The following is a 15011-nucleotide window of genomic DNA, read 5'->3' as shown; positions in this document are numbered from 1 at the left end:
ATCATCCCTTTTGTTCGAGTACTGGCCGTTATTTCGAGTACTTCCGGACGCACATCCGAACAAAAGGGGTAGACAAGCGCGATGAGAGCAGCAGCCGCCCGCTACGGAACCGCCGGATCCCTGGTCCTGACCGCCCTCGTCGCCGCCCCCGCGGGAAGCGCGAGCGGCGCCCCGCCCTCCCCCGAGACGCACGGCACCGCCGTCGCGGCCCAGCACGCCGAGGCCGCCGGGATCCACTGGGGCGCCTGCGCCAAGGCCGAGGGCCTGCCACCGTCCATCCGGTGCGGCACCGTCTCCGTGCCCCTCGACTACGCCCACCCGCGGGGCAAGCAGATCAAACTGACCGTCAGCCGCACCAGGTCCACCAAGAAGGCCGGCGGCAAGGCGGTCGCCCGGCAGGGCTCGCTGGTCTTCAACCCCGGCGGCCCCGGCGCCTCTGGCACGTACTTCCCACTGGTGGGCGCCCTGCCCGAGTGGAAGCGCATCGCGGCGGCGTACGACCTGGTCGGCTACGCCCCGCGCGGGGTCGGCCGCTCCGCGCCGCTGTCCTGCCAGGACCCGAAGGGTTACCTCAAGGCGCCCACGCAGGCGCCGGTCCACCCCGACGACGCGTACAAGCAAAAGCGCATCGCGCGGGCGAAGGCGTACGCGCGCGGGTGCGCGTCCCGCAACCCCGGGCTGCGCCACTACTCGACGCTGAACAACGCGCGCGACCTGGACGTGGTGCGGGCGGCGCTCGGCGAGAAGAAGCTGACGTTCCTGGGCGCCTCGTACGGCACGTACTTCGGGGCCGTCTACGCGACGCTCTTCCCCTCGCACGTGCGGCGCATGGTCTTCGACTCGGCGGTCAACCCCGACCCCGCGCAGATCTGGTACGGCAACAACCTCGAACAGTCCTTCGCGTTCGAGCGGCGGTGGGCGGACTTCCGCGCGTGGGTGGCCAAGCACGACAAGACGTACCACCTGGGGAAGACGCCCGAGCAGGTCCTGCGCAGCTACGACAAGGTGAGCGCGGAGCTGGCCCGCAAGCCCGCGGGCGGCAGCGTCGGCCCCGGGCAGCTGCAGTCCGCCTACCTCCAGGCCGGGTACTACGACGACTACTGGCCGATGCGTGCCGCGGCGCTCTCCGCGTACCTGAAGGGCAACCCGAAGCCGTTGATCGAGCAGGCCGCGCCCGAGCCGAGGGGGGCCGCGGAGGCGGAGAACTCCAACGCCGTCTACACGGCCGTGGAGTGCAACGACGCGGCGTGGCCCACCGACTTCGCCACCTGGGACCGCGACAACACACGCCTCGCGCGCGTGGCGCCCTTCGAGACCTGGGACAACGCCTGGATGAACCTGCCGTGCGCCTACTGGTCCGCGCCCCGGCAGCATCCCGTCGATGTCGGCACGCCCGAGGGCGCGCTGCCCCCGACGCTGATCCTGGCCGCCGAGCGGGACGCCGCGACGCCGTACGCGGGAGCGCAGGAGCTCAACCGCAGGCTGGCCGGTTCGGTCCTGGTGACCGAGCGGGAGGCGGGCACGCACGGCATCGGCGGCGGCCCCAACCGGTGCGTCAACGAGCACCTGGACGCGTACCTCCTGGAGGGCAGGCTCCCCGCGCGGCGCGCGGCGTGTGCACCCCGCGCGGAGCCCCGGCCGACGTCCGGCGTGCGGACGGCGGGACTGCCGAGGGAGCGCTGAACACACGCACCAGAGGCCGGGCCCGTCGGGGTCCGGCCTCTCGTCGTTGTCCGCGCCTACCGGCTAGGCGAGGCCCGCCACCAGCTCGGACACGGACTTGCGGCGGCCGGTGTAGAACGGCACCTCTTCGCGTACGTGCATACGGGCCTCGGAGGCGCGCAGGTGTCGCATGAGGTCGACGATGCGGTACAGCTCGTCGGCCTCGAAGGCGAGGAGCCACTCGTAGTCGCCGAGGGAGAACGAGGCGACCGTGTTGGCGCGCACGTCGGGGTAGCCGCGGGCCATCATGCCGTGGTCCTTGAGCATGCGGCGGCGGTCCTCGTCGGGCAGCAGGTACCAGTCGTAGGAGCGCACGAAGGGGTAGACGCTGACGTAATTGCGCGGCGTCTCGTCGGCGAGGAACGCCGGGATGTGCGACTTGTTGAACTCGGCGGGGCGGTGCAGCGCCATGTTCGACCAGACGGGCTCCAGGGCGCGGCCGAGCTTCGTGCGGCGGAAGAGGTTGTAGGCCTCCTGCAGCTCGTCGGAGGTCTCGGCGTGCCACCAGATCATGACGTCGGCGTCGGCGCGCAGGCCGGAGACGTCGTACGTGCCGCGGACGGTGATGTCCTTGGCGGCAAGCTGGTCGAACAGGTCCTGGACCTCGTCGGCGTAGCCCGCGCGGACCGTGCCGTCATCGGGGAGCACGTCTCGCAGCTTGAAGACGGACCACAGCGTGTAGCGGATGACCTCGTTGAGGTCCTTGGCCTTCTTGCCCGCGTTCGGGCTCTTGGCGGGGGCGTCGTCACTCATGGCCCTATTCTCCTCCGCCGCCGTGCAGGCTCTGCACCGGGTTCCTGGTGAGCTCCTGCACACCGGAGAGGTCCCCGGCCAGCTGGTCGACGGCGGCGTTGGCGCTCGCGACGCAGGCGGGGATGCCCACTCCGTCGTACGCCGCTCCGCACACGACGAGGCCGGGCAGCTTGCTCACGTGCTCGCGGACGCGGGCCACGCGCGCGTGGTGGCCGACGGGGTACTGCGGCAGGCCGTCGTGCCAGCGCGTGACGCGGGTGGCGACGGGGGCGGCGGTCAGGCCGGTGGCCGCGCGCAGGTCGTGCCGGGAGAGCTCGACGAGCTCGGCGTCCTCGCGCTTGAGGATCTCCGTCTCGCCGTACCGCCCCACCGACGTACGCAGAACCAGCAGGTCGGGGTCCTCCTCGGCGATCCAGCCCCACTTGCGCGAGGCGAAGGTGGACGCCTTGATGGTGTGCCCGTCGACGGGCGGCACGAGAAAACCGCTGCCTTCGGGGAGGTCGGTCTCGCTGCGGCGGTAGGCGAGGGTCATCAGGGCCATGGAGGCGTACTCGACGCCCGCGAGCTCGGCCGCGGCGGCGGGCGCCTCGACGCCGAGCAGCGCCGCGGCGGCATAGGCGGGCACGGCGACGACCACGGCGTCGGCTTCGATGATCTGCTCCCCCGTGGCGACCTGCCAGCCCTCGGGGGTGCGCCGCAGCTCGGTGACCGGCGTCCCGGTACGGATCTCACCGCCCCGCGCGCGTACCGATTCCGCGACGGCGAGCGGCAGTTGTCCGATGCCGCCCTCGATGCCCATGAAGACGGGCCCGGTCTGCTGGTTCTTGGCGGCGCGGGCCTGGATGGCGCGGACGCCCTCGGTGAGGGAGTCGTGCGTGCGGGCCGCCTCGAAGAGCTGCGGGACGGCCGAGCGCATCGAGATGCGGTACGCGTCCCCCGCGTAGACCCCGCCGAGCAGCGGCTCCACGAGGCGGTCGACGACCTCGCGGCCCAGGCGCGCTGCGACGTACTCGCCGACCGCGACGTCGTCGCCGACCTCGGTGGGCGGCAGGTCACGGTCCTGCTCGATGCGGTGCAGGCCCTCGTCGGAGAGCACTCCGGAGAGGGCGGACGCGTCGCCGGGCACGCCCATGACGTGGCCCTTGGGCATGGGGCGAAGGGCCCCGCGGGTCCAGATCGCGGCCGTCGCGGTGGCGGGCGGCTGCAGCCGGTCGGCGAGGCCCACCTCGCGGGCGAGGGCGACGGCCTCGGGGCGGCGGGCGAGCATCGACTCGGCGCCGAGATCGACGCGGACGCCTTCGATCTCACCCGGGAGCAGCTTGCCGCCGAGCCGGTCGGAGGCCTCCAGGACGGTCACGCGGGCCCCGGTGGTGATCAGTCGGTGGGCGGCGGCCAGTCCGGCGATCCCGCCACCGATGACAACGACATGGCCCGTACGTGTGTCCGTTTCGCGCATGCCCCCACTCTACGAGCCGTGCTCCTCGAACCGCGCGAGTCCCGACCGTGACCCCATCGGGACCGGACGGCAACCACCGTTGTGCCCCTCTCCTGCGTCGAAGGAGCGTCAGTCACCACTTCCTTGGGGGTACGCCGATGCGCTCGACCGACAGGTCCCCGTACCGCCCGTCACAGCTCCGCCGCTCACGGCACCGCACCGCCCGGGCCCTCTCGGGCGTTCTGCTGGCGGCCGCGCTCGCGCTCACGGGGTGCAGCGCGGGCGACGACGCGGGCGGTGACGGCGACAGCCACGACGCGGGTGTCTCCGCCGAGCAGGACCACAAGGGCGCCGGCGGCGGCCTCGCCGACACGTCCGGCGCCGACAAGTCCCGCGCCGCCGATTCCGCGGGCAAGAAGAAGCCACCCGTGCCCGCCGGCACGCACATCGTCCGCACCGCGCACCTCACCGTCCGCGTCAAGGACGTGCCCGCGGCCCTTGACCGGGCCCGCACGGCCGCCGAGGACTCCGGCGGCATCGTGGGGGACGAGAACACCTCCCGCGACGACGAGGGCCGCGAGCGCTCCCGGGTCGTGCTGCGCGTCCCGCAGGACACGTACGAGGACGTCCTCGACGCGCTCGAGGGCACCGGCAAGCTCCTCGACCGCGACGCCAAGGCCCAGGACGTCACCGACCAGGTCGTCGACGTGGAGAGCCGCGTGAAGTCGCAGCGGGCGAGCGTGGCCCGGGTGCGGGAGCTGATGGACAGGGCGACCAAGCTGAGCGATGTGGTCGCCCTGGAAGGGGAGTTGAGCACCCGCCAGGCGGATCTGGAGGCGCTGCTCGCCCAGCGGGCGTCCCTGAAGGACCGCACCAGCATGGCGACGATCACGCTCTCGCTCACCGAGAGCCCCGTGGCGGCCGAGGCGAAGGACGACGATCCGTCGTTCGTGGACGCGCTCGCGGGCGGCTGGGACGCGTTCGTCACGGCGCTGCGCTGGATCGCGGTCGTCCTCGCCGCGGTGCTGCCGTTCGCGGCGGTGGCGGCGCTGCTCCTTCTCCTGTGGCTGCGGGGTGTCCGGCCCCGGCTGCGGCGCCGTCCCACCACCGGCGGTGGGACGCCCGAACGGACGGCGGCCGAGGGGCCGTCGCCCGGGACCCCCGCGCCGTAGCGTGTCCGTATGAGCAGCACACGAGAACGACTGGTGATCATCGGGGGCGACGCGGCCGGCATGTCGGCCGCGTCGCAGGCGCGCAGGCTCAAGGGCCCCGACGAGTTGGAGATCGTGGCGTTCGAGCGGACCCACTTCACCTCGTACTCCGCCTGCGGCATCCCCTACTGGGTGGGCGGCGACGTCGGGGACCGGGACCAGTTGATCGCGCGGACGCCCGAGCAGCACCGCGAGCGGGAGATCGATCTGCGCACGCGCACGGAGGTGGTCAGGATCGACCTCGCGGGGCGGCGTGTCCTGGCCCGCGCTCTCGACGCGGACGAGGAGTACTGGACGTCGTACGACAAGCTCGTCGTCGCGACCGGCGCGCGGCCCGTCCGCCCGCGGCTGCCCGGCATCGACGCCCCCGGCGTGCACGGCGTGCAGACGCTCGACGACGGCCAGGCCCTGCTCGACACCCTGGCGCGGACGCCGGGCCGCAGGGCCGTGGTGATCGGCGCGGGGTACATCGGCGTCGAGATGGCCGAGGCGCTGATCAAGCGCGGCTACGAGGTCACGGTCGTCAACCGCGGCAAGGAGCCCATGTCGACGCTCGACCCGGACATGGGCTGCCTCGTGCACGACGCGATGACCGGCATGGGCATCGCCATGGTCAACGGCACCGAGGTCACCAAGATCCTCACGGGTGCGGACGGCCGGGTCAGGGCGGTGGCCACGGAGGACGCCGAGTACCCGGCGGACGTGGTGGTGCTCGGCATCGGCGTACGTCCCGAGACGACGCTCGCCCGGGAGGCGGGGCTGCCGCTGGGTGAGCACGGCGGACTGCTGACCGACCTCGCGATGCGGGTGCGCGGACCCGAGGCGGGCGGGGTCGTCTGGGCGGGCGGTGACTGCGTGGAGGTCCTCGACCTGGTGTCGGGGCGCGAACGGCACATCGCGCTCGGCACGCACGCCAACAAGCACGGGCAGGTCATCGGATCGAACGTGGGCGGGGGTTACGCGACGTTCCCGGGCGTCGTCGGCACGGCCGTCAGCAAGGTCTGCGACCTGGAGATCGCCCGCACCGGCCTGCGCGAGAAGGACGCGCGGGCCGCCGGGCTCCAGTTCGTGACGGTGACCATCGAGTCGACGAGCAGGGCTGGTTACTACCCCGGGGCGGCCCTCATGACGGTGAAGATGCTCGCCGAGCGGCGCACGGGACGCCTCCTCGGTGTCCAGATCGTCGGCCGCGAGGGGGCGGGCAAGCGCGTCGACGTGGCGGCGGTCGCGCTCACGGCGCAGCTGACGGTGGAGCAGATGACGGCGCTCGACCTCGGGTACGCGCCGCCGTTCTCGCCGGTGTGGGACCCGATCCTGGTGGCAGCCCGCAAGGCGGTGGCGGCGGTACGGGCGGACCGGGACTGAGAGCCTGTCTTCGAACCCTCTGAGCCGCACCGAGAAGGGTCCCCGCCCACCCGGGCAGGGACCCTTTTCGGACATCTTTCGGACGGACTCCGTTCAGCCGGCCGTACGCGTGTGGACGTACTCCACGAGGCGGGTCAGCGCCTCGGGGTCCGTGGTCGGCAGGACGCCGTGCCCGAGGTTGAAGATGTGCCCCTCCAGGTCCTTCGCCGCCGCGAGCACTTCGTCGGCCTTGGTCTCGACGGCCTCGCGCGTGGAGAAGAGGACGGCCGGGTCGAGGTTGCCCTGCAGCGCCTTGCCGGGCCCGACGCGGCGCGCGGCCTCGTCCATCGGCACCCGCCAGTCGGCGCCCACGACGTCGGCACCGGCCTCGCCCATCAGCCCGAGCAGCTCGCCCGTGCCGACACCGAAGTGGATGCGGGGCACGCCGTACGAGGCGACCGCGTCGAAGACCTTGGCCGACGCGGGCATCACCGAGCGGCGGTAGTCGGCGGGCGACAGGGCGCCCACCCACGAGTCGAAGAGCTGCACGGCGCTCGCGCCCGCCTCGATCTGCACCTTCAGGAAGGCGCCGGTGATCTCCGCGAGCCGGTCCAGCAGGTCGGCCCAGAGCTGCGGGTCGCCGTACATCAGGGCCTTGGTGTGCTCGTGGTTGCGGCTCGGACCGCCCTCCACGAGGTAGCTCGCGAGGGTGAAGGGCGCCCCCGCGAACCCGATGAGCGGCGTCGAACCGAGCTCGGCGGTGAGCATCCCGATCGCCTCGGTGACGTAGTGGACGTCGTCCGGCGTGAGGTCCCGCAGCTGCGCGAGGTCGGCGCGGGTGCGGATCGGCTTCTCGACGACGGGCCCGACGCCGGGCTTGATGTCGAGGTCGATGCCGATCGCCTTGAGCGGGACGACGATGTCGCTGAAGTAGATCGCGGCGTCCACGTTGTGGCGGCGGACCGGCTGCAGCGTGATCTCGGTGACGAGGTCGGGCCGCATGCAGGACTCCAGCATGGCGGTGCCCTCACGGACCTTGCGGTACTCGGGCAGTGAGCGCCCCGCCTGCCGCATGAACCAGACCGGCGTGTGCGGCACGGCCTCGCGCCTGCACGCCTTCATGAAGGGGGAGTCGTACGTCGCTGCGTTCTGCCGGCCCTCGGGGCCTCGGCTGTCATTGGCACTCACGCGGAAAGTCTCGCACGTTGACCGAGAACCCCCTCACGGGTGTCTCTCCCTGCGCGAAGCCGCCGTTCCCCTTAACCTTCCCCGCATGGCTGCGGCTCAGGGACAACGGTCGGACGACGCTGGCGAGATGGAGAGTTCGGAGGGGAAGGTGGCGGATTCGGCTCCGTTGCCCTTCCGCGCGGCGGTCGAGGCGCTGCGGGGGGCACGGCTGCGGCCGGAGATCGAGATCGACCCGACGCGGGCACCGCAGCGGCTCGCGCCGTACGCGTACGCGTTGGAGGCGGCGGTCGTCGACGGCGAGGAGGACCTCGCGGACGGGCGGCTCGTACTGCTCCACGATCCGTCCGGACACGATGCCTGGCAGGGCACCTTCCGGCTGGTCACGCTCGTCCGGGCGGAACTGGAACCGGAGATGGCGGCGGATCCGCTGCTGCCGGAGGTGTGCTGGTCGTGGCTGACCGGTGCGCTGCAGGCGCGCGGGCTCTGCGCGGGCGAGGCGAGCGGCACGGTGACCCGTGCGGGATCGCACTACTTCGGCGGCCTCTCGGAGCGCCCGCCCGCCTCACAGATCGAGATCCGGGCCTCGTGGACGCCCCGGGAGGAGACCCGCGGCGGGGTGCCGGACACGGGGGCACACCTTGCCGCGTGGTGCGATCTGCTCTGCCAGGTCGCGGGGCTGCCGCCGGCGGGGCCCGGGGACGGTTCCGTGGTCTCCCTCCCCCAGCGCCGGGGCCCGCTTTCTCCTTGAGGGGTACGGGGGTACGGGGGGCACGGCGGGCAGCGGGTGGTGGCCGGCGCCGGAGCGCGACCCGTGGTCGGTTCTCGCCCGGTCACGGTGCATCGCGACCGGTGATGGCGGGTTCTCGATCATTCCCGGCCGGTCGACGCGGCCACTGAGCGGTCGGCCATTGAGCGGGCGGCCGGGTGGCCGCGTGGGGAGCGGGTGGCCGCGTGGGGAGCGGGCGGCCGGGTGGCCGCGTGGGGCTGACCCGGGCGGCCGGGCACCCGGGCCTGTCCCTGCCCCGTCGTCCCCTGCGGCTGCGTGCCGCGAGGTTTGTCCGTGGGAGGTCACCCGGAAGAGGGCGTGTTCGGTTTGATCTTCGGATGATCGAGCGCATGTCCGAATTGCCCCAATTCTCTCTCACTAAATCGTGATCATTCCCTAAAGGCGGATGCGTTTGGTGCCGAAGAGGTTTGTGACCTTGAAAGCACGGTTCGTCCCGGCTTCCTCCCCGAGCCGGTCCCTCCCGTCCCCCCACCCAGGAGGCCTGGTGTCCGTTCTCCTCGAGCAGCCCGCAAGCCTGGTCGCCTACCGCCCGAACAAGCCGACCGCCATGGTCGTCGTGGCCGACCCCCGCGTCCGTTCCACCGTCACCCGCCACCTGTGGGCGCTCGGTGTACGCGACGTCATCGAGGCCTCGTCGATCGCGGAGGCTCGTCCCCGCATCGGCAACCCCCGGGACATCTGCGTCGCAGACGTCCACCTCCCCGACGGCTCCGGCCTGACGCTCCTCTCCGAAACCCGTGCTGCGGGCTGGCCCAACGGGCTCGCCCTCTCCGCCGCCGACGACATCGGCGCCGTGCGCAACGCCCTCGCGGGCGGCGTCAAGGGCTACGTCGTCACCGGCACCCGTACGAACGTCGGACTCCCCACCCGTCCCGGCGCCGCCCCGATCGGCTCGGCCGCCGCCCGCATGCACCGCCGCCCGCCGGGCGCCCCGAGCCACCCCGGCGGCTACCGCGAACTGTCGGGGCGTGAGGTCGAGGTCCTTCGCCTGGTCGCGGAGGGCCAGTCCAACAAGGCCATCGGCGTCTCGATGGGCCTGTCCGCCCTGACCGTGAAGAGCCACCTCGCCCGGATCGCGCGCAAGCTCGGCACGGGTGACAGAGCCGGGATGGTGGCGGTCGCGCTGCGCACCGGAATCATCCACTGACTCATTTACACCCCTATCGCGCCCGTCGACGGAACGTTCCGTCGACGGGCGCTCTCCATACACAGATACCCTTGACAGGTGACCGACGCCCAAGAGACCGCAGCAGACAGTTCACTGCGAACCACCGGAGGCGCCCCTCCGGACGACGACGGCCTCTCCTCCGAAGGGCTGCCGATCCCCCTGCTCGAGCCGCGTGACGGCATCCCGCCGGTGATCGCCGACGAGGAGGGCCTCGCCGCGACGGTCGCCGCGTTCGCCGCGGGCACCGGCCCCGTCGCCGTAGACGCCGAGCGCGCCTCCGGCTACCGGTACGGCCAGCGCGCCTATCTCGTCCAGCTCCGCCGCGAGGGCGCCGGCACGGCGCTCGTCGACCCCGTCGCCTGCCCCGACCTCTCCGGCCTCGACGCGGCCATCGGCGACACCGAGTGGGTCCTGCACGCGGCCACCCAGGATCTGCCGTGCCTGCGGGAGATAGGCATGGTTCCGTCGCGGATCTTCGACACGGAACTCGCGGGCCGGCTCGCCGGATTCCCCCGGGTGGGGCTGGGCGCGATGGTCGAGAGCGTGCTCGGATACGTGCTGGAGAAGGGCCACTCCGCCGTCGACTGGTCGACCCGGCCGCTGCCCGAGCCCTGGCTGCGGTACGCCGCGCTCGACGTCGAGCTCCTCGTCGACCTGCGCGACGCCCTGGAGAAGGAGCTCGACCGGCAGGGGAAGCTGGAGTGGGCCCGCGAGGAGTTCGACGCCATCGCCTCCGCGCCGCCCGCGCCGCCCCGCCAGGATCCCTGGCGCCGGACGTCCGGCATGCACAAGGTGCGCAGGCGCCGGCAGATGGCGGTCGTACGGGAGCTGTGGACCGCGCGCGACCGGATCGCGCAGCGCAGGGACGTCTCGCCGGGCAAGGTGCTCAGCGACGGAGCGATCGTCGAGGCCGCGCTCTCGCTGCCGCCCAACGTGCATGCCCTCGCGGGCCTCACCGGCTTCGGGCACCGCATGGGGCGGCGCCAGCTGGAGCAGTGGCAGGCCGCGGTCGACCGGGCGAAGGCGCTGCCCGACGCGGAGCTGCCGCAGCCCGGCCAGGCCGTGACGGGGCCGCCGCCGCCCCGTTCCTGGGCCGACCGTGACCCCGCCGCCGCGGCGCGGCTCTCCGCGGCGCGGGCAGCGGTCTCCGCGGTGGCGGAGCAGCTGAACATGCCGCAGGAGAACCTGATCACTCCGGATACGGTCCGCCGCGTCTGCTGGGAGCCTCCGGCTCAGGTGGACCAGGACTCGGTGGCCGCCGCGCTCGCCGCCCACGGAGCGCGCCCCTGGCAGATCTCGCAGGTCACGCCAGTTTTGGCGAGGGCTCTTTCCTGAGTGTGGGGGGCGGGGGCTGGGCCCGCTCGGGCCTCGGGCCTGGGCCCCTGGGTCTCGGACCCTGGGTCTCTGGGCTCGGGCCCCGGGTCTCGGACCGCGGGTTTCGGGCCCCGGCCCCGGGCCGTGGGTCTTTGGGCTCGGGCCCGCCCTGGGCCTCGGGCCGCCCCGCCCTGTCCCGCCGCTGCGCGGCGGATCATTCCCACCCACCCACCCGTTTACCCCGCACCGCAGGGTGAGCGAGGTGGGTGGGTGGGCTGGTTTGGGGGTGCTCCGCTGCGGGGTGGGCGGCGGCCTTGCGGGTGCCGGGTGAACGGGCATGCGGGTGGGTTGGGACCGCCGCGGAGCGGGCGGGGCCCCTACCGGACCTGACGGTGCGGGGAAACGAGTGGGCCACGGGGAGGCGCCGGTGCCCGTGCTGGGGTCGGCCCAGGTCAGGGGCCCAGGGGCCAGACAGGCGACGCCTGGCCGGAAGGGTGCCCGCGGGTGGATGGGGAGCACGCACCCCGAGGGCGCGAGGGCCCGTGGGGAGTGCGCACCCCGCAGAGGACGAGGGGGCGCCCCAAGTGTGACCTTCGCCTCCCGGAGGGAGCCCTTGGCCGCGTAGTTACCGGCAAGTAGGGTGGACCCGGAAGCGCGCCACCAGGCGCACCGCACCCTGGAGGAGAGCCAACGTGCCTCGTACCGTCAGGGACGTCGTCTTCGTGGATGGCGTCCGCACCCCGTTCGGCAAGGCGGGCCCGAAGGGCATCTACCACGAGACCCGTGCCGATGACCTCGTCGTGAAGGCCATCCGGGAGCTGCTGCGCCGCAACCCGGACCTCGACCCCGCCAAGATCGACGAGGTCGCCATCGCCGCGACCACGCAGATCGGCGACCAGGGTCTGACGATCGGCCGCACCGCCGGCATCCTCGCCGGGCTGCCGCAGTCCGTGCCCGGCTACTCCATCGACCGCATGTGCGCCGGCGCCCTGACCGCCGTGACCTCGGTCGCGGGCAGCGTCGCCTTCGGTGCGTACGACATCGCCGTCGCCGGCGGCGTCGAGCACATGGGCCGCCACCCCATGGGTGAGGGTGTCGACCCCAACCCGCGGTTCGTGAGCGAGAAGCTCGTGGACGAGTCCGCGCTGTTCATGGGCATGACGGCGGAGAACCTCCACGACCGCTACCCGAGCATCACCAAGCAGCGCGCCGACGAGTACGCGGTGCGCTCGCAGGAGAAGGCCGCCAAGGCGTACGCCGACGGCAAGATCCAGGCCGACCTCGTGCCGATCTCCGTACGGCGGACGAACGAGGAGGCCGGTGAGACCGGCTGGGGCCTCGCCACCGCCGACGAGCCGATGCGGCCGGGGACGACCCTGGAGAACCTCGCGGGCCTCAAGACCCCGTTCCGTACGCACGGCCGCGTCACCGCGGGCAACGCCGCCGGTCTCAACGACGGCGCCACCGCCTCGCTCATCGCGTCCGAGGAGTTCGCCCGCGAGAACGGGCTGCCCGTCAAGATGCGCCTGGTCTCCTACGCCTTCGCGGGCGTCGAGCCCGAGGTCATGGGCTACGGCCCGATCCCGGCGACGGAGAAGGCTCTCGCCAAGTCGGGTCTGGACATCTCCGACATCGGTCTCTTCGAGATCAATGAGGCCTTCGCCGTGCAGGTCCTCGCCTTCCTTGAGCACTACGGCATCGCCGACGACGACGCGCGCGTCAACCAGTACGGCGGCGCCATCGCCTTCGGCCACCCGCTCGCCTCGTCCGGCGTACGCCTGATGACGCAGCTGGCGCGGCAGTTCGAGGAGCAGCCCGAGGTCCGCTACGGCCTCACGACCATGTGCGTCGGCTTCGGCATGGGCGCCACGGTCATCTGGGAGAACCCGAACCACAAGGACGCCGGAGGCGACAAGTGAGCACCACCACCGCTGAGCTCCTGAAGGGTGCGGCCGAGCTGTTCCCCGACGAGGTCGTCACGCAGGCGCACGTGCGCCACCTCGACCTCCCCCAGGGCGCCGGGCGCTTCGCGCTCATCACGCTGGACAACGGCTTCGACCACACCAAGCCGACCACCTTCGGCCCCGGCTCGCTGGCGAACCTCAACGCCGCCATCGACCAGGTCGAGAAGGAGGCGGCCGAGGGCTCGATCGTCGGCGTCGGCATCACCGGCAAGCCGTTCATCTTCGCTGTCGGCGCCGACCTCAAGGGCGTCGAGCTCCTGAAGAAGCACGACGACGCGCTGGCCATCGGCAAGGGCGGCCACGAGGTCTTCAAGCGGCTCTCCGGGCTCGCCGTGCCGACCTTCGCGTACTACAACGGCGCCGCGATGGGCGGTGGCGTCGAGGTCGGTCTGCACTGCTCCTACCGCACCGTCTCCAAGGCGCTGCCCGCCTTCTCGCTGCCCGAGGTCTTCCTCGGCCTGGTGCCGGGCTGGGGCGGCTGCGCGCTGCTCCCGAACCTGATCGGCGCCGACAAGGCCGTCTCGGTCATCATCGAGAACTCGCTGAACCAGAACCGTCAGCTCAAGGGCAAGCAGGTCTTCGAGCTCGGCATCGCCGACGCGCTGTTCGAGGGTGCCGACTTCCTTGAGCAGTCGCTGATCTGGACGGCCTCCGTCCTCAACGGCTCGGTCGAGGTCGTCCGCGCCGAGGTCGACCGCGGCGAGGGCTGGGACGCCGCCGTCGCGCGCGGCCGTGCCATCGCCGACTCCAAGGTGCACGGCGCCGCTCCGGCCGCCTACCGCGCCTTGGAGATCATCGAGGCCGCCAAGGACGGCGACCTGCAGCGGGGTTTCGACTCCGAGGACGCCGCGCTCGCCGACCTCATCATGGGCGGTGAACTGCGCGCGGGCATCTACTCGTTCAACCTCGTGCAGAAGCGCGCCAAGCGCCCCGCGGGCGCCCCGGACAAGAACCTGGCGCGCCCGGTCACCAAGGTCGGCGTCGTCGGCGCCGGTCTGATGGCCTCGCAGCTCGCCCTGCTCTTCCTGCGCCGTCTGGAGGTGCCGGTCGTCCTGACCGACATCGACCAGGAGCGCGTCGACAAGGGCGTCCGGTACGTCCAGGAGGAGATCGACAAGCTGCTCCTCAAGGGCCGGGTCAACCAGGACAAGGCGAACCGCCTCAAGGCGCTCGTCTCCGGTGTCCTGGACAAGGCCGAGGGCTTCTCCGACGCCGACTTCATCATCGAGGCCGTCTTCGAGGAGATCGGCGTCAAGCAGCAGGTGTTCGCGGAGGTCGAGGCGGTCGCCCCGGCGCACGCGATCCTCGCCACCAACACCTCCTCGCTCTCGGTCTCCGAGATGGCGTCGAAGCTGAAGCACCCCGAGCGGGTCGTCGGCTTCCACTTCTTCAACCCGGTCGCGATCCTGCCGCTCCTGGAGATCGTGCGCGGCGAGCAGACCGACGACGCCTCGCTGGCCACGGCGTTCGGTGTCGCCAAGAAGCTGAAGAAGACCGCGGTGCTCGTGAAGGACGCCCCGGCGTTCGTCGTGAACCGCATCCTCACCCGCTTCATGGGCGAGATCCAGAACGTTATCGACGAGGGCACCCCGGTCGCCGTCGCCGAGAAGGCCGTCGAGCCGCTCGGTCTGCCGATGTCGCCGCTGGTCCTCCTCGAACTGGTCGGCCCGGCCATCGGCCTGCACGTCTCCGAGACCCTGAACCGCGCCTTCCCGGAGCGCTTCACCGTCTCGCCGAACCTCGCGGCCGTCGTCAAGGCGGGCAAGCGCGGCTTCTACGTGTACGACAGCGGGAAGCCCGAGCTCGACCCCGAGGTCGCCGCGCTCCTGAAGCAGGGCGACTCCGTCCTGACCGAGGAGCAGGTCCGCGACCGCGTGCTCGACGCGGTGGCGCAGGAGATCGGGCTCATGCTCGACGAGGGTGTCGTCGCCGAGGCGCAGGACATCGACCTCTGCCTGATCACCGGTGCGGGCTGGCCCTTCCACCTGGGCGGCATCACGCCGTACCTGGACCGTGAGGGCGTCAGCGAGCGGGTGACCGGCAAGCGGTTCCTCGCGCAGGGCGTGGCGAGCGTCCCCGCGTAACACGCATGGCAACAGCGGTGGGCCGTACGGGAGTTGTCCCG

The 15011-nt window shown here is 72.2% G+C and carries 11 protein-coding genes; 8 read left to right on the top strand and 3 right to left on the bottom strand.

All coding sequences use genetic code 11. The features are described from left to right. Positions 1-81 precede the first annotated feature (81 nt). Positions 82-1683: an alpha/beta hydrolase gene (locus ACFVYL_RS08165; protein ID WP_389713726.1), complete on the top strand. Its 1602-nt coding sequence runs from the start codon at positions 82-84 to the stop codon at positions 1681-1683. A gap of 63 nt (positions 1684-1746) precedes the next feature. On the opposite strand, the gene hemQ is transcribed toward ACFVYL_RS08165, so the two are convergent. Beyond that, positions 1747-2475 carry a hydrogen peroxide-dependent heme synthase gene (hemQ, locus tag ACFVYL_RS08160; RefSeq protein ID WP_389713724.1) on the bottom strand — a complete coding sequence of 243 codons (729 nt, stop codon included), beginning with the start codon at positions 2473-2475 and terminating at the stop codon, positions 1747-1749. 4 nt (positions 2476-2479) lie between these two features. Beyond that, on the bottom strand, positions 2480-3931 hold the full coding sequence (gene hemG / locus ACFVYL_RS08155) for a protoporphyrinogen oxidase (protein WP_389713723.1): 1452 nt from the start codon (positions 3929-3931) through the stop codon (positions 2480-2482). A gap of 137 nt (positions 3932-4068) precedes the next feature. On the opposite strand from hemG, the gene ACFVYL_RS08150 reads away from it, so the two are divergent. Beyond that, positions 4069-5082, top strand: a complete 1014-nt coding sequence (locus ACFVYL_RS08150) for a DUF4349 domain-containing protein (RefSeq protein WP_389713721.1) — start codon at positions 4069-4071, stop codon at positions 5080-5082. A gap of 9 nt (positions 5083-5091) precedes the next feature. After that, a complete protein-coding gene (locus tag ACFVYL_RS08145) occupies positions 5092-6486 on the top strand; it encodes an FAD-dependent oxidoreductase (RefSeq protein WP_389713720.1) in 1395 nt (464 codons plus the stop codon). Between the two features lie 93 nt (positions 6487-6579). Here ACFVYL_RS08145 and hemE read toward each other — a convergent pair whose 3' ends face one another. After that, positions 6580-7653, bottom strand: a complete 1074-nt coding sequence (gene hemE / locus ACFVYL_RS08140) for a uroporphyrinogen decarboxylase (RefSeq protein WP_389713719.1) — start codon at positions 7651-7653, stop codon at positions 6580-6582. Positions 7654-7780: 127 nt separating this feature from the next. Here hemE and ACFVYL_RS08135 point away from each other — a divergent pair, with 127 nt between their 5' ends. The 5 genes from ACFVYL_RS08135 (at position 7781) to ACFVYL_RS08115 (ending at position 14970) form a co-directional block, all read left to right on the top strand. Next, positions 7781-8401, top strand: a complete 621-nt coding sequence (locus tag ACFVYL_RS08135) for a DUF3000 domain-containing protein (RefSeq protein WP_389713717.1) — start codon at positions 7781-7783, stop codon at positions 8399-8401. A 523-nt stretch (positions 8402-8924) separates the two neighbouring features. After that, positions 8925-9587, top strand: a complete 663-nt coding sequence (locus ACFVYL_RS08130; RefSeq protein ID WP_030687574.1) for a response regulator transcription factor — start codon at positions 8925-8927, stop codon at positions 9585-9587. Positions 9588-9665: 78 nt separating this feature from the next. Beyond that, positions 9666-10943, top strand: coding sequence for an HRDC domain-containing protein (locus tag ACFVYL_RS08125; protein WP_389713715.1), 1278 nt, complete (start codon positions 9666-9668; stop codon positions 10941-10943). 671 nt (positions 10944-11614) lie between these two features. Continuing rightward, the gene (locus tag ACFVYL_RS08120; protein WP_389713713.1) at positions 11615-12841 is read left to right on the top strand and encodes a thiolase family protein; all 1227 of its coding nucleotides are present in this window, start codon (positions 11615-11617) and stop codon (positions 12839-12841) included. Further along, complete coding sequence (locus ACFVYL_RS08115) at positions 12838-14970, top strand: 3-hydroxyacyl-CoA dehydrogenase NAD-binding domain-containing protein (protein WP_389713712.1); 2133 nt, start codon at positions 12838-12840, stop codon at positions 14968-14970. The genes ACFVYL_RS08120 and ACFVYL_RS08115 overlap by 4 nt, the downstream gene beginning before the upstream one ends. Positions 14971-15011: the final 41 nt, after the last annotated feature.

Origin of the sequence: Streptomyces sp. NPDC058308 (genome assembly GCF_042880275.1) — a bacterium.
In the GTDB taxonomy this organism is placed as follows: Bacteria; Actinomycetota; Actinomycetes; order Streptomycetales; family Streptomycetaceae; genus Streptomyces.
The sequence above is the reverse complement of the archived record's forward strand: the minus strand, read 5'-3'. Positions and strand labels throughout refer to the sequence as shown.